Origin of the sequence: Mesorhizobium sp. M7A.F.Ca.CA.001.10.2.1 (assembly GCF_003998575.1) — a bacterium.
Classification (GTDB): Bacteria; Pseudomonadota; Alphaproteobacteria; order Rhizobiales; family Rhizobiaceae; genus Mesorhizobium.
This window is the reverse complement of the sequence record NZ_RZQY01000059.1, coordinates 1-16,342: the sequence shown is the minus strand read 5'-3', so window position 1 is coordinate 16,342 and position 16,342 is coordinate 1. Positions and strand designations below refer to the sequence as shown.

15 protein-coding genes, 1 tRNA gene and 1 pseudogene are annotated in these 16,342 nt (G+C 62.9%); 12 read left to right on the top strand and 5 right to left on the bottom strand.

The genetic code is table 11. The features are described from left to right. Together EN964_RS06380 and EN964_RS06375 are read left to right on the top strand one after the other, a co-directional pair. A pseudogene (locus EN964_RS06380) lies at positions 1 to 407 on the top strand (N-acetyl-gamma-glutamyl-phosphate reductase); the annotation flags it as partial. Continuing rightward, positions 404 to 1,246: an aminoglycoside phosphotransferase family protein gene (locus EN964_RS06375; protein ID WP_206517161.1), complete on the top strand. Its 843-nt coding sequence runs from the start codon at positions 404 to 406 to the stop codon at positions 1,244 to 1,246. The pseudogene EN964_RS06380 and the gene EN964_RS06375, both read left to right, overlap by 4 nt. A 26-nt stretch (positions 1,247 to 1,272) precedes the next feature. Here EN964_RS06375 and EN964_RS06370 read toward each other — a convergent pair whose 3' ends face one another. After that, on the bottom strand, positions 1,273 to 2,364 hold the full coding sequence (locus EN964_RS06370) for a COX15/CtaA family protein (protein WP_127267071.1): 1,092 nt from the start codon (positions 2,362 to 2,364) through the stop codon (positions 1,273 to 1,275). Positions 2,365 to 2,562: 198 nt separating this feature from the next. On the opposite strand from EN964_RS06370, the gene EN964_RS06365 reads away from it, so the two are divergent. Further along, positions 2,563 to 2,778 carry a DUF2842 domain-containing protein gene (locus EN964_RS06365; RefSeq protein WP_013532215.1) on the top strand — a complete coding sequence of 72 codons (216 nt, stop codon included), beginning with the start codon at positions 2,563 to 2,565 and terminating at the stop codon, positions 2,776 to 2,778. A 15-nt stretch (positions 2,779 to 2,793) separates the two neighbouring features. Here the strand turns inward: EN964_RS06365 and EN964_RS06360 are convergent, their stop codons facing one another. Continuing rightward, complete coding sequence (locus tag EN964_RS06360) at positions 2,794 to 3,852, bottom strand: polysaccharide deacetylase family protein (RefSeq protein WP_127267070.1); 1,059 nt, start codon at positions 3,850 to 3,852, stop codon at positions 2,794 to 2,796. A gap of 91 nt (positions 3,853 to 3,943) precedes the next feature. On the opposite strand from EN964_RS06360, the gene EN964_RS06355 reads away from it, so the two are divergent. Then, positions 3,944 to 5,167 (top strand): GNAT family N-acetyltransferase, encoded by a 1,224-nt coding sequence (locus tag EN964_RS06355; RefSeq protein ID WP_127267069.1) that lies wholly within the window; start codon positions 3,944 to 3,946, stop codon positions 5,165 to 5,167. Between the two features lie 4 nt (positions 5,168 to 5,171). Then, positions 5,172 to 6,008 carry a GNAT family N-acetyltransferase gene (locus EN964_RS06350; protein ID WP_127267068.1) on the top strand — a complete coding sequence of 279 codons (837 nt, stop codon included), beginning with the start codon at positions 5,172 to 5,174 and terminating at the stop codon, positions 6,006 to 6,008. 46 nt (positions 6,009 to 6,054) lie between these two features. Here EN964_RS06350 and EN964_RS06345 read toward each other — a convergent pair whose 3' ends face one another. Next, the gene (locus tag EN964_RS06345) at positions 6,055 to 8,319 is read right to left on the bottom strand and encodes an exopolysaccharide transport family protein (protein ID WP_127276256.1); all 2,265 of its coding nucleotides are present in this window, start codon (positions 8,317 to 8,319) and stop codon (positions 6,055 to 6,057) included. A gap of 260 nt (positions 8,320 to 8,579) precedes the next feature. Between EN964_RS06345 and EN964_RS06340 the strand changes: the two genes are divergently transcribed. The 6 genes from EN964_RS06340 (at position 8,580) to EN964_RS06315 (ending at position 14,292) form a co-directional block, all read left to right on the top strand. Next, positions 8,580 to 9,143, top strand: a complete 564-nt coding sequence (locus EN964_RS06340) for a polysaccharide biosynthesis/export family protein (protein WP_013532220.1) — start codon at positions 8,580 to 8,582, stop codon at positions 9,141 to 9,143. 10 nt (positions 9,144 to 9,153) lie between these two features. Further along, positions 9,154 to 10,284, top strand: coding sequence for a glycosyltransferase family 4 protein (locus tag EN964_RS06335; protein ID WP_127267066.1), 1,131 nt, complete (start codon positions 9,154 to 9,156; stop codon positions 10,282 to 10,284). Between the two features lie 94 nt (positions 10,285 to 10,378). After that, positions 10,379 to 11,914: an undecaprenyl-phosphate glucose phosphotransferase gene (locus EN964_RS06330; protein WP_127267065.1), complete on the top strand. Its 1,536-nt coding sequence runs from the start codon at positions 10,379 to 10,381 to the stop codon at positions 11,912 to 11,914. Then, complete coding sequence (locus EN964_RS06325) at positions 11,911 to 13,179, top strand: O-antigen ligase (protein WP_127267064.1); 1,269 nt, start codon at positions 11,911 to 11,913, stop codon at positions 13,177 to 13,179. The genes EN964_RS06330 and EN964_RS06325 overlap by 4 nt, the downstream gene beginning before the upstream one ends. 56 nt (positions 13,180 to 13,235) lie before the next feature. Further along, positions 13,236 to 13,312: transfer RNA gene (locus tag EN964_RS06320), tRNA-Pro, on the top strand. Positions 13,313 to 13,611: 299 nt separating this feature from the next. Continuing rightward, complete coding sequence (locus EN964_RS06315) at positions 13,612 to 14,292, top strand: outer membrane protein (RefSeq protein WP_127267063.1); 681 nt, start codon at positions 13,612 to 13,614, stop codon at positions 14,290 to 14,292. Positions 14,293 to 14,368: 76 nt separating this feature from the next. On the opposite strand, the gene EN964_RS06310 is transcribed toward EN964_RS06315, so the two are convergent. Both EN964_RS06310 and EN964_RS39355 read right to left on the bottom strand, forming a co-directional pair. Further along, positions 14,369 to 14,830: a YbaK/EbsC family protein gene (locus EN964_RS06310; RefSeq protein ID WP_127267062.1), complete on the bottom strand. Its 462-nt coding sequence runs from the start codon at positions 14,828 to 14,830 to the stop codon at positions 14,369 to 14,371. Between the two features lie 187 nt (positions 14,831 to 15,017). Then, the gene (locus tag EN964_RS39355) at positions 15,018 to 15,515 is read right to left on the bottom strand and encodes a helix-turn-helix domain-containing protein (RefSeq protein ID WP_372958878.1); all 498 of its coding nucleotides are present in this window, start codon (positions 15,513 to 15,515) and stop codon (positions 15,018 to 15,020) included. A 70-nt stretch (positions 15,516 to 15,585) separates the two neighbouring features. On the opposite strand from EN964_RS39355, the gene EN964_RS06300 reads away from it, so the two are divergent. Then, positions 15,586 to 16,200 (top strand): hypothetical protein, encoded by a 615-nt coding sequence (locus EN964_RS06300; RefSeq protein WP_127272079.1) that lies wholly within the window; start codon positions 15,586 to 15,588, stop codon positions 16,198 to 16,200. The last annotated feature ends 142 nt before the right edge of the window (positions 16,201 to 16,342 follow it).

Here is a 16,342-nt window from a genome sequence, read left to right as displayed (position 1 = left end):
TCACGCTTCAGCACAAGCACGTGCCGGAATTGAGGGCCTATGCCAGGCTGTCGCATGATCCGATCATGCAGCCGGCGGTCGGCAATTTCGCGCAAGGCATGATCACCGTCGTGCCGTTGCAGCTTGGCGGCCTCGACCATGTGCCGACCGGTGCGGAGCTGCATGCGGCGATTGCCGACCATTTCGCCGCCATCAAGGGCGGCGTGGTCGAAGTGGCGCCCTATGCGCATTCGGAGCGCATGCCGGAGATCAATCCCGAGGTCTACAACGGCACCAACCGGATGAAGGTCTATGTCTTTGCCAATGACAAACGGGCGCAGGCCCTGCTGCTGGCGGTCTATGACAATCTTGGCAAGGGTGCCTCCGGTGCCGCCGTGCAGAACATGGACCTGATGCTCGGCCTCTGATGGACACGCCAGCCTTTCCGGCGCGCTGGAAAGTCAGCGCGCCCGAACTCATTGCCGAGACCTTTTCGAGCCGCATCTGGAAGGTTTTGCGCGAAGACGGGTCGCCGGCGATCGTCAAGGCGCTCAAGCCTTTCGACGATGTCGCCGACGAGTTGCGCGGCGAGCATTATCTCGCCTGGCGGAGCGGCGAAGGCGCGGTGCGTCTGCTCGGCCGCGACGGCCACAGCATGCTGCTCGAATACGCCGGTGAAACGCTGCTTCAGCAGGTTCTCGAAGAACAGGGCGACTTTGCCGCGACCGTAATCGCGGCCGAGGTGATGGCGAAACTGTTTTCACAGGGGAAAGACCCCTTCCCGCCCGAACTTCAGCCACTGAGGGAACGGTTCGCCAGCCTGTTCAACAAGGCAAATGCCGATCGCGACGCCGGCCATGAGAGCCTCTATGTCGAGGCCGCCACTATTGCCGACCGGCTGCTGGCCGATCCGCACGATATCAGGCCACTGCATGGCGACCTGCATCACGAGAACATCCTGCACGGACGGCGCGGCTGGCTGGCTATCGATCCGAAGGGCGTGCTCGGCGATCCCGGCTTCGATGCGGCGAACATGTTCTACAACCCGCTCGAGCGGGACGATCTCTGCCTCGACCCCGAGCGGATCGCTGGTATGGCCGGGATTTTTGCCAAAACGCTGGGCCAGACACCACCCGCCATCCTTGATCATGCCATCGCCTATGGTTGCCTCTCGGCGTCATGGCATCATGAGGACGACAATGCGGTCGAGGAGAACCGCGAATTGTCGGTCGTCAAGGCGATCCGGGCGGTACGGGCAAGCTTCTGATCCGGACCCGGTAGATCAGCTCAAGATCAGCCCCTGAGCGCTATTCCCGCCGGCAAGGGACAAGCACCCTTGGTGCCGCGCCAATGGGCGGCTGCAAACCCCAGGACGACGAGCGCAAATCCCTGATGGGTCAGCGCCAAATGCAGCGGCACATGCATCAGCAGCGTGCCGATACCGATCGAAGCTTGGACCAGCACCAGTAGAAACAGCAGCGTCGCGCGCCGCGCATGCGTTGTTTCAGGCAGCCGCCGGCGCGTGGCGATCATGTGCCACAAGGCCACGACGAAAACCGTGTAGGCGCCAAGCCGATGGACGAACTGCACCGTCTTCGGGCTCTCGAAGAAGTTGCGCCATGCCGGCTCGAGGATCAGCAGATCGCCAGGGATGATCTTGCCGTCCATCAACGGCCAGGTGTTGTAGCTCAGGCCCGCATCGAGCCCGGCTACCAGGCCGCCGAGATAGATCTGGATCAGCGCCAGCAGCACGATGAAGCCGGCCAGCCTCTGCGTCGACCGATCGGCGGCGGGTTCGGAATGCGGCGCCAATCCTCGCGCGACCACCATGGTGGCGGTGAAGATCAGCGCGGCGAGTGTCAAGTGGGTCGCCAGCCGGTACTGGCTGACGGAGACCCGGTCGACCAATCCTGAAGCCACCATCCACCAGCCGATGGCGCCTTGCAGGCCGCCGAGCAGGAGAATGCCCACCAGCTTCGCTCCCAGGCCGCGCTCGATGCGGCGCGTCGCCCAGAAGAACAGCAGCGGCAGGGCAAAGACCAGGCCGACGCTGCGCGCCAGGATGCGGTGCGCCCATTCCCACCAGAAGATCGACTTGAACGCCTCGATGCTCATGCCCTTGTTGAGCTCGGCATATTGCGGGATCTGCTGATAGAGCTGGAATTCCTCTTGCCACTCGGCATCGTTGAGCGGCGGGATCACGCCGTGGATCGGCTTCCACTGCGTAATCGACAGGCCGGAATCGGTGAGCCTGGTGGCGCCGCCGACCAGCACCAGCGCAAACAGCACCAGAAGCACCACATAGAGCCAGCCGCGCAGCAGCGCCCGGTTATGCAGGTCGCGGTCGCGGGCGACGTATGGCGCGGCAGCTGATATGGCAGCCATGATCTTGTCCCGGCAGGTTGATTTGGCGGATTGGTGGACCATCGCACCCGTGCTGGCAAGACCATACGGCGCGGCACGCCGTCGCGCCGCGTCTCACCGGTTGCACAGTCTCGCCTCAAGGCCTATGCGAGGCCGATACCCCATGAGCCTGCCAGGCCTCTTGTGCGAATTCCGGCATGCTCGATCAGGAGACCAGCCATGCCCCTGCGCCTGAAAAAGCTGATCGGAATGTTTCTGCTGGTGGCGCTGGTCATCATCTATGCGCTGGTCGCATCGATCTTCGCGGTCGCCCGGCTGTCGGAGTCGGGTCCGTGGGTGCATTTCCTGTTCTTCCTGCTCAGCGGCCTGCTGTGGGTGCTGCCGGCGATGGGCATCATCAAATGGTTGATGCTGGAGCCGAGGGCCAAGCGCTAGGCGAAACCGCCAGCGTTAGATGGTGACAACCATCTTGCCGGCGTTGGCGAGCGGCGTCGTCACGCCCGACAGCATGGTGCGGATGTGGGCGAGGCTCTGGTAGCGGCCGTTGACGGAAATGCGCGGCAAGGCGTGCAGGAACCCGGCATGCTCGGCGCGCAGCACGCCGTGGCGCGTCGTCACGGCGGAGATATAGCCTGCATCGCGGGCAAAACCCACTTCGCGGCAGCCGACAGCGCTGGCATAGCCATAGGGATAAGCGAAATGGCGGGGCATTTCGCCCAGTTCGGCCTGCAACATGGCGCGCACGGCGCCAACCTCGTGCCGGGCATCGGCTTCGGAGAGCCGCTTCAGATTGCTGTGGTTGATCGTATGGGCGCCGATCGTCACCAGCGGATGCGCGGCGATGCGACGGATTTCATCCCAGCTCATCAATGTGCGCAAGCGTGGGCCGTCGGCGTCGATGCCGTTTGCGCGAGCCAGGTCACGCAACACGGCCTGCAGGTCCTCCTCGCGGATTTCCGAGGTGAGATAGGCGTGCAGGCGTGCATTGGCCTGCAGCTTCTTCGCGGGGGTCGAGCAATCGATCGCCAGCGGACCATTCGGCCGCGTCAGCGTCAAGGTATCGCGCGCGTTGACGATGTCCTCGACAACGTCCCACCACAGGTCTGCTGTGCCGTTGATCAGCCCGGGTGCGACATAGATGGTGATCGGCGCGCCATGCTTCTCCAACACCGGCAGCGCCTCGACCATGTTGTCGCGATAGGCGTCGTCGGCGGTGATGGTGGCAAACTGACCGCCCTTGCCGCCTGCCTTGATGCGCTCAACGGCTTCGTCCATGGAGACGAAGGCATAGCCATGCGCCTTCATGTCGGCGATCATGGCGTCAAGGAAGCCGGGCGCGATATTCAGATGCCGGTTGACGCTGTCCGGCTTTTCCGGCGTCGCGGTAACACGGTGCAGCATCAGGATGGCGCCGATGCCGCCGATGAACGGCTTGGCCAGCGGTGCAAGGCCGGTATAGCGGGCGACGTTCAGCGCCAGTTTCCGGATTGCCTCCCCGCCGTCGATCATTCATTCACCTTTTGCGCCTAGGCTGATCCAAGCACGGAATGCGCCTATGCGAACCCCCAAATCGCGATCAATACGTCCTAAGGATTGAGGTATGGTTGACGCAACCGCGTCATTTGACGGCAATCGGCTTGCGGCGACCGAGGCATCGTCGCGCGCCTTGCCACGGGACCATGCCGGCCTGTCGATTTCAGTGGCGTCCACGGACGGACTCGCGGCCTATGCCGAGTTCTGCCGCTCGGCCCTGTTTGGGCCGGCGCAGAGTGCTGCCTGGGTCCAGAACTGGGCGACCGAGACACGACCGGACCTGCTCGTCGCGACGCTGAGTGCCGAGGGCAAACCGGTTTTCTCGCTGGCGCTGGAGGTTGCCGCCAGGGGGCCGTTCCGGATCGCCCGCTTCATGGGTGGGCGCCACGCCAACGGCAACTTCGTCGCCGCGGACCCGAACTGGCTGGCCAAAGCGGATATACCGGCCCTCCGATCGGTGCTGGCGGCCATCGCCAAGGCACGCCCGGACATCGATCTGGTCGCGCTCGAGCGGTTGCTGCCCGATCTCGACGGCGTCGCCAATCCGCTCGCATCGCTTGAGCATTTTTCCAGCCCCAACCTGTCGCTGGCCGTCGATCTCGCCGGCGGCTTCGATGCGCTGCTTTCCCGCGCCAGCGGCAAACGCAAACGCAAGAAGCACCGGTCGCAGATCCGGAAATTCGAGGCCGTAGGCAGCTATCGGCGCATCGGGGCCCGCACCCCCGACGAGGTGGGCAGGCTGCTCGACGCCTTCTTCGAGATGAAGGAACTCCGCTTCCGCAAGATGGGCATCGCCAATGTTTTTGGCGACGCACAGGTACGCGGCTTCTTCCGCGCGCTGTTCATGCAGGCGCTTGCCGAGGACAGGCCTTCCTTCGTGCTGCACGGGCTCGAGGTTGCCGGCAAGCTGCGCGCCATCACCGGTTCAAGCCGCTTGGGCAAACGCCTGATCTGCGAATTCGGAGCGATCGCCGAGGACGATCTTGGGCACGCCAGCCCCGGCGACTTCCTGTTCTTCGACAACATCCAGGAAGCCTGCGAGACCGGTTTCGAGGTCTATGACTTTTCGGTCGGAGATGAGCCTTACAAGCGGCTGTGGTGCGATATCGAAACGCGGCATTTCGAAGTGCTGGTCCCCTTGACCGTGAAGGGCCGCATGCTGGCGCTGACGCTTCGGCAAGGCGCACGGCTGAAGGCCTTCGTCAAGAACAGCCCGACGATCTGGAAGCTGACCAAAGTGCTGCGCCGCAAAGCCGCCGGCCAGGCAGCGCCCGCGGAAGAAGATAGCTGACGCCATGAAGCCGATCATCCGCACACTGTCCCTGCAGGAACTGGCGCTTCTCGTCGACTGGGCGGCCGCGGAAGGCTGGAACCCAGGTCATGAAGACCCGGCGATGTTCCAGGCCGCGGACCCCGAAGGCTTCATCGGCGCCTTTGTCGGCGACGACATGGTCGCGGCAATTTCGGCCGTGGCCTATGGAAGCGAATTCGGTTTCATCGGCCTCTACATCTGCCGGCCTGACATGCGCGGCATGAGCTACGGCAAGGCCGTGTGGGACGCCGGCATGAAAAGGCTCTCGGGCCGGACTGTCGGCCTCGACGGCGTCGCCGAGCAGCAGGCCAATTACCGGCGCAAGGGCTTCGCGCCGGCCTATGAGACCATCCGCTTCACCGGGCGCATGGCAGGCCAGCCGGTCAGGGCCGATGGGTTGCGGATGATTACGACGCAGCTCCTGTCCGGCATCGTCGCCTATGACGCCCATTGCTTTCCGGCGCCCCGAGGCACCTTTCTGAAGCGATGGCTGCAGGAGCCGCATCATGGGCTAGCGGCGATCGGTTCGCGCGGCGTGACCGGTTTTGGCGTGGCGCGCCGCTGTCGATCCGGCTTCAAGATCGGCCCGCTGTTTGCCGACGACACGGAGATCGCTTTGCAACTCCTGGAGGGGCTGGCCGGTGCCTGCGAGGGCGGCGAGCTGCACATCGACGTCCCCGCCGATAACGCCGGCTTCATAACTGCGCTCGATGCGGCCGGCTTTGCGCCGACCTTCACCACCACGCGCATGTACAAGGGGCCTGCCCCGGAATTGGACCTGCGAAGGGTGTTCGGCGTAACGACGCTTGAACTGGGATAGATCGGGCGAACCGCAGAACGGCCCCGCCGGCGATCCGGGGCTCCCCTCAGGCAGCGGCAGTGCGCCTTCTCGGCACCGGATTGCCGGGCGGTTCGTGGCCGAGCGGCGTCACCAGCGTCAGGTCGGGGTAGCCGTTCTCGATCAGCTTGACCGCAGCCTGCGTCACCTCATCGTCGGCCTCCAGCATGGAGAGAAAGACCTCGGTGGCATCGCCGGTCAGGCGGCCGATGCCTTGTGCGTCGGCCGGTCCGCACTCGACCACGACCAGGTCGTAGGCTGTCGTCAGCGACTGCATGATGATCGGCAGCCGGTCGGCGGCACGCATGGCACGAACCGGATCGGCGGTTCCGACCGGGATGACGTGACAGTCCGAGTAGAGATCGGCATGGATGACGTCACTGAACTGCGCTTCCGAAGCGAGCAGGTTGGTGATGCCGGGGAAAAGCCCGCTGTCCAGCATCGGCCGCGAGGCGGCCCCCGACGCGGTGAGGTCCAGCAACAGCACGCGCAGCCCGGCGTCGGCGACCTCGCGCGCCACCAGGATCGCGGATGCAGCCGCCTCGTCGCCTTCCGGCGAGACGAATATGGCGCGCGCCGCACCGCTGGAGATCAGCTTTTCGGCAGCCTTCTCGATATCGATCTCGCCCAGGGTGGAACGCGCCGGTTCGGGCTCGACAGCCGTCTGCTCTGTCGCCGTCGTATCGGGCATTGCGACCACATCCGGTGCCTCGGCCATGGCCGGCATCGCGGCGGCATAGGGCTCCGCTTCATCCGCACGTTCAGGCAGCTCCTGGCCAACCAAGGAGTCCTGCAGGACGGCAGGCTCGTGGCGGACAAATGGCTTGGCGACCGGCGCCTGCGCCACATGGGGCATCGCGACCTCATCGATCCGTTCAAAACGGGAACCGCTCGCCGGTCGCATCGCGCGACCTGAACACAGCCCCCGCAGAAGCGTCACGATGGCCATGATCAGCAGCGATGCGGCGAAAGCCGCGCCGACGATCGGCCCGACCTTCGGGAAGTAGGCCTCGGAGGGAACCGAAGCCTTCGAGGCGATCCGCGCGTCGACCGGCAGATAGTTGCGATCCTGGCGCGAAGCGGCTTCGCGGTAGTTGGTCAGGTACAGTTCGAGTTGCTGTCGCTTGGCGGTCGCGTCGCGCTGCAGTGCGTCGAGATCGACCTGTTGTTCGCCGGCCTGCGCCGAAGCGGCTTTCAATGTGTTGACGTCGGCGACAAGCTGGTTCTCGCGGGCCTTTGCCGTCTCGGCCTGCATCAACAGGCCTTTCATGATCTTCTGGGCCTCGCTGCGAATCTGTGCGTCGAGATCGGACAGTTGCGATTTCAGCGCGCGAATGCGCGGATGATTGCCAAGCAGTGTCGTCGACAGATCGGCGATGTTGGAGCGCAATTCGACCTGTCGCTCACGCAAGCGCTGGATCAGGTCCGACGACAGAACCTCCGGCACGGCATCCAGCGAACCGCCATTCTGCAGCGCCCTGCGCACACCGTCGGCGGTCGCTTCGGCCGCGGCGCGGTTGGCGCGCACTTTCGACAGTTCGCTCGACAGTTCCGAAAGCTGCTGGGTGGCCAGCACCGAATTGTTGCCACCCATCAGGAGATCGGACTGGGCGCGATAGGCGGCGACCTTCGCCTCGGCATCCTTGACCTGCCGCTGCAGGTCGGCGATCTCGGGCGCCAGGAAGTCTGCCGCGGCGCTGTTCGATTCGAGCTTGGCCGCCCCTTGCCCCGCTATATAGGCGGCGGCGATGGCGTCCGGTACGGCGGCCGCGAGCTTGGGATCTTCCGATGAGAACTCGACGGCAATGATGCGGGTCTTCTCGACGCCATAGACGTTGAGCTTCTCGTGCATTTTCTTGAGCACGCGCTCTTCCGTCGGAATTTCCATCGGGTCGCTTTTCAGCCCGACCAGGACCAGAGCGCGGCTCACCGCCGACATGTCGAGCGCTTCATTGAACTCGGGCAGTTTTTCCAGACCAAGCTTTTGCGAGACCTGCTTGAGGATTTCGTTGGAGGAAATGATCTGGACCTGGGTGGCGACGCCCTGTTCGTCGAGAATAGGCTTGTCGGTGTCATTGTTGTTGCTGGCCGGCCGCGTGTAGATGGATTCGCGCGGCGCGATCTCCACCTGCGTCTCGGCCTTGTAGTGCCGGGTTGCCAGCGAGGCGAAAGCGAAGGCCAGCCCGGTTGCCAACAGGACGACGAGGACTATACGCAGCCAGTTCCTCGCCAGACTGGCGAAGAGCTGCCTGAGATCGACATCGACATCTGCGGCCGCGGACTGAACGGACATGCATCCCTACTCCGATACTGGGTCAGCACGCACCGTAAACAACTATGGTAACTCAGCCGTTAAGATCGTGGTAAGTTTCCGTTAGGGTTTACTGGCGGGCGGCAAACAAAACCGCCAAGAATCACAAAAACTCTTGCCGATGCGCCACGTGTCGGCCGCTCCCTTTACCGGCCATTAACCCTAACAGGATGATAACGGGCCTCGATCCCTGATGTTTGCTGCGACGCCGCAGCGGCCCAGTCGAAGGTACTTGTCCGGTCATGAAAAGCACTGCTTCCCTGTTTCGCGCGCTGCTTGCCGTATCGATGCTGGCTGGCTGTTCCAGCTACCGGCCGACGCCGGCCGCCTTCCATGAGGTGCTCGATCAGCCCTACCGTCTTGGCGCCGGCGACCGCGTCCGCGTGACCGTGTTCGAGCAGGACGGGCTGACCAACACCTACAGTGTCGATCAATCCGGCTATCTCTCCTTCCCGCTTGTCGGCGCCATACCGGCGCGCGGCCACACCGCGCAGCAGATGGAAAAGGAGATCGCCGACAAATTGCGGCAAGGCTATCTGCGCGATCCCGACGTTTCGGTCGAGATCGACCGCTACCGGCCGATCTTCGTCATGGGCGAAGTGGGTGCCGCCGGCCAATATTCCTATGTTCCCGGCCTGACGGTGCAGAAGGCGATCGCCATTGCCGGCGGCTTTACGCCGCGCGCCAACCAGGAAAGCGTCGACATCACCCGCGACATCAACGGCAAGGTGATGACCGGCCGCGTGGTCACCTCCGACCCGCTGCTGCCGGGCGATACGGTCTACGTCCGCGAACGTCTGTTCTGACAGACACCACGTGGCGGACAGGCTCAGGATCGTCCATTGCTTTCGCTCACCCGTCGGAGGAATTTTCCGGCATGTGCGCGACCTGGCCGAGGCGCAGGTCGCCGCCGGGCATTCGGTCGGCATCGTCTGCGATTCGACGACGGGCGGCGCGTTCGAGGAACATTTGTTCGAGCAGATGAAGGGCATGCTGGCGCTCGGCATTCATCGCACGCCGATGCAGCGCCATGTCGGTCCCGGCGACCTTGCCTCGGCTTGGCGCACATACAGGATCATCAAGGAATTGCGGCCGGACGTACTGCATGGGCACGGCGCCAAGGGTGGCGCCTATGCCCGTCTGTTCGGCTCTTTGTTGCGGGTATCAAGGTCTCGCGTAGCCCGCCTTTATTCGCCGCATGGCGGCTCGCTCCACTATGACGAGAGCACGGTCATCGGAAAGCTGTTCTTCGCGCTCGAGCGCTTCATGGCTCGCTTCACCGACTATCTGCTGTTTGTCTCGGACTATGAGCGGCGGACCTATCGCCACAAGGTTGGCGAGCCGCCCATTCCCAACACCCTCGTCTATAACGGCCTGCGCGCCACTGAATTCGAGCCGGTGATCACCGAGCCGGACGCAGCCGACCTGCTTTATATCGGCATGATGCGCGACCTGAAGGGACCGGATATCTTCATCGACGCATTGGCCCTCGCCGGCCCACAGTTCGGCCGCGCACTGACCGCGGTGATGGTCGGCGACGGCGACGACCTTGCGCGTTACCACGGGCAAGTGAAACGCCTCGGGCTCGAGCGCCATGTCCGCTTCCTGCCGCCGATGCCGGCCAGGGAGGCCTTTGCCCTTGCCGCGCTTATCATCGTTCCCTCGCGCGCCGAAGCCATGCCCTATATCGTCCTGGAAACGCTTGCCGCGGGAAAGCCGATGATCGCAACCGCGGTCGGCGGCATCCCGGAGATATTCGACACCGGTTCCCCTGCCCTGATCCGACCTGACCCGATCGAGCTCGCCGACAGGATGAGCCAGGCGCTGGCCGACCCGGTCGCCTATCGCGACCTGATGCCCGATAGCGCCAACCTCAAGGCACGCTTCGGCGCCGATGTGATGGCCGCCGACATCGAGAAGGCCTATTTCGCCGCGCTCGACAGGTAGGCACAGGGCCAAGCCGTTCCAAAGCCATACGTTGTTTCAAGGGTTTCTTAGCTCTCTTTTGCTATGACCATGGGGAAGTTTGCGGAAAGCCCTCATGAACGAGATCGACCCCGCGCGCCGCTTTTCAGCAGAGGCGGTGCGTAAATTCGACGGCCCGGCCGACGGCGACACGCCAAGCGGCATGAACGATGTCGCCCGCCAGGTCGCCTCGCAATACCGGCGCGATACGATGTCGCCGATCATGGTCAGCGGTGTCCTGCGCATGGTCGAATTCGGCTTGCTGTTCCTGTCCGGGCTCGCCGTCTATTTCCACTATGTCGGTTTCTTCAACTATCTCGCCTGGCAATATCCGGTGACGATCGCAGCCGGCTCGTTCCTTGCCGTGGTGCTGCTCGACGTCACCGACTGCTACCAGATCGTCGCCCTGATGCGGCCCATCGCCAACTTCGGCCGCGTGCTGCTGGTCTGGGCCGGCACATTCGCCCTGATGGCGCTGACGGCATTCGTCATGAAGATGTCGCAGGACTATTCGCGCCTATTGTTCGGCAGTTGGTTCGTCATCGGCTTCGTTCTCATCTTCGGCCTCAGGCTGGTGATGTCGAAGCTGATCCGGGCCTGGGCGCGCGATGGCCGCATGGAGCGGCGCGCCGTCATCGTCGGCGGCGGCAAGGCGGCGGAAATCCTGATCCGCTCGGTCGAAAAGCAGCCCTACAACGATATCCGCATCTGCGGCATCTTCGACGATCGCGGCGACAAGCGCTCGCCGCCCATCGTCGCCGGCTACCCCAAGCTCGGCACCATTTCGGAACTGATCGAGTTCGCCCGCATCGCCCGCATCGACATGCTGATCGTATCGCTGCCGCTGACCGCCGAATCGCGGGTGCTGCAGCTGCTGAAGAAGCTGTGGGTGCTGCCGGTCGACATCCGGCTGTCGGCACATTCCAACGCGCTGCAGTTTCGCCCGCGCGCCTATTCCTACATCGGCGCGGTGCCGATGCTCGACATCTTCGACAAGCCGATCAACGACTGGGATTCGGTCGCCAAACGCGCCTTCGACATCGTCTTCAGCCTGATCGGCATCGTCGTGTTCTCGCCGGTCATGCTGGCGACCGCCATCGCCATCAAGCTCGACAGCAAGGGGCCGGTGCTGTTCCATCAGAAGCGGCACGGCTTCAACAACGAGATCATCGAGGTCTACAAGTTCCGTTCGATGTATACGGACAAGGCCGACCCGACCGCCAAGCAGACGGTGACCAAGAACGATCCTCGCGTCACCCGCGTCGGCCGCTTCATCCGCAAGACCTCGATCGACGAGCTGCCGCAGTTCTTCAACTCGCTGCTCGGTTCGCTGTCGCTGGTCGGCCCGCGTCCGCATGCCATCGCGGCGCAATCGCACAACCTGCTCTACAACGAGGTCGTCGACGGCTATTTCGCCCGCCACAAGGTCAAGCCCGGCGTCACAGGCTGGGCGCAGATCAATGGCTGGCGCGGCGAGATGGACACCAACGAGAAGATCCGCATGCGGACCGAGTATGATCTCTACTACATCGAGAACTGGTCGCTGCTGTTCGATTTGCGGATCCTGTTCCTGACGCCGCTCCGGCTGCTCAATACGGAAAACGCCTATTGAGTGCGATCAGCCATGATCTGCCGCGCGCGGCGGTCAACGCCAAGCTGGTCGCGCTGATTTCGTCGGGCGCGGTCTTCCTCGGCATTCTGCTGTCGGGCTTCGTCATCAGCGAGCCGGCGCCCTATGAGCTCTACATGGCCGGGCTGATCGCCATCTGGGCGCTTTTCGGCCTGAGGATTTCCCGCGCGGCCACGCCCTTATTGGTGCTGCTGGTGACGATGAACATCGGCGGCATGATCTCCATGACGCAGATGGCGGACCTCGCCAACACGCCGCTCTATCTCGCCGTGTCGCTGTTTCTCGCCTTCAGCGCGGTGTTCTTCGCATCGATCACCGCCGTACAGCCGAGCCTCTACCGGCTGATCTTCATTGCCTATGTGGTCTCGGCAGTGGCCACATCGCTGCTTGGCATTGCAGGCTATTTCCATGCCTTTCCGGGCGCGGAGATGTTCACCAAATACGATCGCGCCGCCGGCGCCTTCCAGGACCCGAACGTGTTCGGCCCGTTCCTGGTGCTGCCCGGCATCTATCTGCTCTATCTGCTTTTGACCGGACCGGCGACACGCATGCCGCTGCTGGCGGTGCCGCTGCTGATCATCACCGCCGGCATCTTCTTCTCCTTCTCGCGCGGCGCCTGGGGCATGTTCACCGTCTCGGCCGTCCTGCTCACCGGCTGCCTGTTCCTGCAGAGCGCCAGCGGCAAGTTCCGGCTGCGTGTGGTGGTGATGACGATGGCCGCACTGGCGCTGCTGGTCGTCGCCATGATCGTCATCCTGCAGCTGCCCGGCGTGTCGGAGATGTTCTCCAACCGTGCCCAGCTCGAACAGAGCTACGACACCGCCCGCCTCGGCCGCTTCGCCCGCTACGGCATCGGCTTCCAGATGGCGATGGAGCATCCGTTTGGCATCGGCCCGCTGGTCTTCGGCACGATCTTCGGTGAAGACACCCACGATATCTGGCTGAAGATGCTGATGGATTATGGCTGGCTCGGCTTCGTGTCGTTCCTGGCGCTCGTCTTGTGGACGATAGCAGCCGGCTTCCGCATCCTGCTGCGCGACCGGCCGTGGCAGCCCTATCTCCTGTGCGCCTACGTCGCCTTCATCGGCAATATAGGGCTGGGCACCTTCATCGACATCGACCACTGGCGCCATGTCTACCTGCTGCTCGGCCTGATCTGGGGCGCCATCGCGCTGGAATACCGCCATCAACTGCTGTTTCGGCCTGCCTTGCAGGGCTCGCCGGCACCGGCAATCGCAGCGGGATAAAAGTCGCGGAATTCGGTTGACCCGCACGGGGTTATCACGATACATCGCGACCGGTCCGGAGTGTAGCGCAGCCCGGTAGCGCACTTGACTGGGGGTCAAGGGGTCGTCGGTTCGAATCCGGCCACTCCGACCATTTCAAAGCAGGACTTGCCCCCAAAAGTCCTTTCCGCCTTTCCACGAGACACCTTTCCGGACACCCGAAGGGTAGCACAGACCAAAAGTTCCAGCTCTTCGACACGAATTGAGGCTGTCGGCGGCACGAGATGGAAGCCGATTGGCGCGTTGAATCGCTTGAAACCTTGAGTTCAACTCGATTCACGAATGTGTGGCAGTTTCACAACGCTCATATTCCAAACGTTTCCAATCACATGGAAGCGCTTTTCAAGCTTGGGCTGGTGTGTAGATTAAGCAGCGTAGAATCTTGGGGATATCATGAAGACGATCATTCTCTCTTCAGCACTGCTTTTGGCCCTCACGGGCGGGGCGCTTGCCGCCGACCCGATCATCAATGTGCCATCGCAGGATGTGGCGCCTGCCGGTTTCATCTGGACTGGGGGCTATGTGGGTATCGTCGCCGGGGTGAACTACCTGAAGGGTGATTTCGACATCCCGAACTATGATCCTTCCGGCTACAATGCCGACAACACGTCAGCCGAAATTGGTGGCAAAGTCGGATACAATTATCAGTTCGCGAACAATTTCGTACTCGGCGGCGAGGCATCGCTGGTTGCAGTTTTCAACGAGGGTGCGGACAGTACGTTTGATGACGAAGAGATCAATGTACACACGGACTGGCAAGCTCACATTGTTGCAAAGGTTGGCTACGCGGCAGATAGGTTCATGCCTTATGTAAAGGGCGGCATCGCTTTTCTGCACGCAAATGACGTCTTCTATTCCACCACGGGGGATCGCAGCGATCCTCAAAGCCGAACCTACATTGGCTGGACCATTGGCGCTGGTGTCGACTATGCGCTCAACGAGAAGTGGATTGTCGGCGTCGATTATGCATATGCTCATTTCGGCAGTCACGATTTTGCGAACGACCAGCTTGGGCCAACCATCTTGAAGCCAAGCACCCATACGGTTTCCGCGAGCTTGAGCTACAAATTCTGATCGGCATGGTAGGCTGTGACTGCCGTCGTCAGCCGGTGTCCGTGCCAGCTGTTCACGCCCAATCTGGGACCTCAACCTAGCCCTGACAGACATCCACCCATTCAGCGCCGGTGAGATCGACCATGCGCTGCGGTGCAATCCGCACCGCGGCGTTGGTGGCGCCTGCCGCAGGCACCACTTCGTCAAACTCGCGCAGCGATACGTCGCAATAGACCGGCAGCGGCGCCGGCAGGCCGAACGGGCAGACGCCGCCGACCGGGTGGCTGGTCGCTTCGACAACCTCGGCGGCGTCGAGCATGCGCGGCTTGCCGCCGAACTGGTCCTTGAATTTGCGGTTGTCCAGTCTGGCGATGCCGCTGGTCACCACCAGCATGGTGCGGTCGCCGACGCGCAGGCAGATCGTCTTGGCGATCTGGGCCGGCAGCACGCCATGCGCCTCGGCCGCCAACATCACCGTCGCCGAGCTCGCTTCCGTGACAACGACGTCGATATCGGGCGCGTGGGTGGCGAAGAAGGCACGAACGGATTCCAGGCTCATATCGAAAACCCATGGCTCAAAAAGCTTGATGGACGGCAGATTGCGGTTCGGCAGCCGGGGGCCGCCGCGCGTATAAGCACGTGCGGCATACAAATCGGCAAGCCCCAGGCTGAAGCAGACGCTGCGGCAGGTACAAAGAAACCCGCCAAGGAGCCTTGGCGGGTTCTCTGGAATCCGTGGTGCGGATCTAAGCCAGCGATCGCCCTTGCGCCGCCGGCGTCGGCGCAGCCGGGGTGATCAGAGCCTCCTGGGGAAGGTGAAGCGCGGACACAATACGACGCAGCTTCGACGGGTCGGTCACTCTGCCGCTTTCGATATCCTCAATCTCGTCCACCGCCAGGCCGCATGTCAGGGAGAGCTCTTCCACGCTGTAACCGCGGGTCTCCCGCATCGCTCTGAGGGTGTTGTAATCTGGCCCGCTCCCGTTGGTTGCCGGTTCGGAGAGGGGTTCGCTTTTCGCATTATGGGGCATTGGCAACTCCATGACTGAAAGAGTTTGATCAAATGAGGAGTGTTGCCTGAGACGGTCGGGAAGATGCCCTCTCGCCGGCGATTTGCCAAGAGCCAAAAGGGCCGTCACGGGATCGTGAACCAGGTGCCTGGCGCGGCCCTCTCGCGCACACGTCGCGATCAAGTTGTTTTGAAGAAGCGATTGGCCTTTTGCCGGCAGTTTCGCCGCGCCCATTCGTTATCTCCGGGTCGCTGGCGTGAAACCATCCGGTTCCAGCCGGCTCGTTCCCGGAAGGATCTTTGCAATGAACTTGAAGACAGTCATGGTCGTGCTCGGCACGATTTCCAGCCTTTCCGTCGCCGGCGCAGGCGCCGCCCAGGCCGCAGACGCGCTGCGTGTGCGCGGCACGGTGGTCAGTTTCGAACCCACGCTGCTCACCGTGAAAACCCGCCAGGGCGATACCGATGCGATCAAGCTCAAGGCTGGCTGGAAGATCTCGGGCGTCGCCAACGCCTCGGCAAAGGACATCAAGCAGGGCGATTTCCTCGGCATTGCCTCTGTTTCGAAAGCGGATGGCGGCAGCGGCGCCCTGGAGGTGGTGGTCTTTCCGGCCGCGCTGAAAGGCACTGGCGAAGGCGATCGTCCCTGGGACCTGCAGCCAAACAGCCGGATGACCAACGGCACCGTCGCCGACGTTACCGATATAAGCGGGCGATCCGTCACCCTGACCTATGACAATGGCCAGACCAAGAAGATTTCGATCCCCGACACCACGCCCGTCGTGACCTTCGCGCCGGCGACGCCTACCGACCTCAAGCCGGGTGCGACGGTCTTCGTCACCGCTGAGCGGGGCAGCGACGGCGCACTGAGCGCCAGCCGCGTCGTGGTCGGAACCAACGGCGTCGTGCCACCGATGTAGTCGAACAGGCGGCCGATGGCCGCCTCTCGATCTTGCCGTGCATGGTGACGGGAGGCTGGATTGGGCAGAAACAGTCCAGAAACAAAATTCTACAATCGGGAAATACTGACGAAAAAATTCAGGCGCGTAATTCCATTCGCGG

Excerpts from the sequence above, each read along its gene's own strand:
- EN964_RS06370 (WP_127267071.1), bottom strand. The coding sequence starts at position 2,364 with ATGGCTGCCATATCAGCTGCCGCGCCATACGTCGCCCGCGACCGCGAC.
- EN964_RS06365 (WP_013532215.1), top strand. The coding sequence starts at position 2,563 with ATGCCCCTGCGCCTGAAAAAGCTGATCGGAATGTTTCTGCTGGTGGCG.
- EN964_RS06360 (WP_127267070.1), bottom strand. The coding sequence starts at position 3,852 with ATGATCGACGGCGGGGAGGCAATCCGGAAACTGGCGCTGAACGTCGCC.
- EN964_RS06355 (WP_127267069.1), top strand. The coding sequence starts at position 3,944 with ATGGTTGACGCAACCGCGTCATTTGACGGCAATCGGCTTGCGGCGACC.
- EN964_RS06350 (WP_127267068.1), top strand. The coding sequence starts at position 5,172 with ATGAAGCCGATCATCCGCACACTGTCCCTGCAGGAACTGGCGCTTCTC.
- EN964_RS06345 (WP_127276256.1), bottom strand. The coding sequence starts at position 8,319 with ATGTCCGTTCAGTCCGCGGCCGCAGATGTCGATGTCGATCTCAGGCAG.
- EN964_RS06340 (WP_013532220.1), top strand. The coding sequence starts at position 8,580 with ATGAAAAGCACTGCTTCCCTGTTTCGCGCGCTGCTTGCCGTATCGATG.
- EN964_RS06330 (WP_127267065.1), top strand. The coding sequence starts at position 10,379 with ATGAACGAGATCGACCCCGCGCGCCGCTTTTCAGCAGAGGCGGTGCGT.
- EN964_RS06315 (WP_127267063.1), top strand. The coding sequence starts at position 13,612 with ATGAAGACGATCATTCTCTCTTCAGCACTGCTTTTGGCCCTCACGGGC.
- EN964_RS06310 (WP_127267062.1), bottom strand. The coding sequence starts at position 14,830 with ATGAGCCTGGAATCCGTTCGTGCCTTCTTCGCCACCCACGCGCCCGAT.
- EN964_RS39355 (WP_372958878.1), bottom strand. The coding sequence starts at position 15,515 with ATGGGCGCGGCGAAACTGCCGGCAAAAGGCCAATCGCTTCTTCAAAAC.
- EN964_RS06300 (WP_127272079.1), top strand. The coding sequence starts at position 15,586 with ATGAACTTGAAGACAGTCATGGTCGTGCTCGGCACGATTTCCAGCCTT.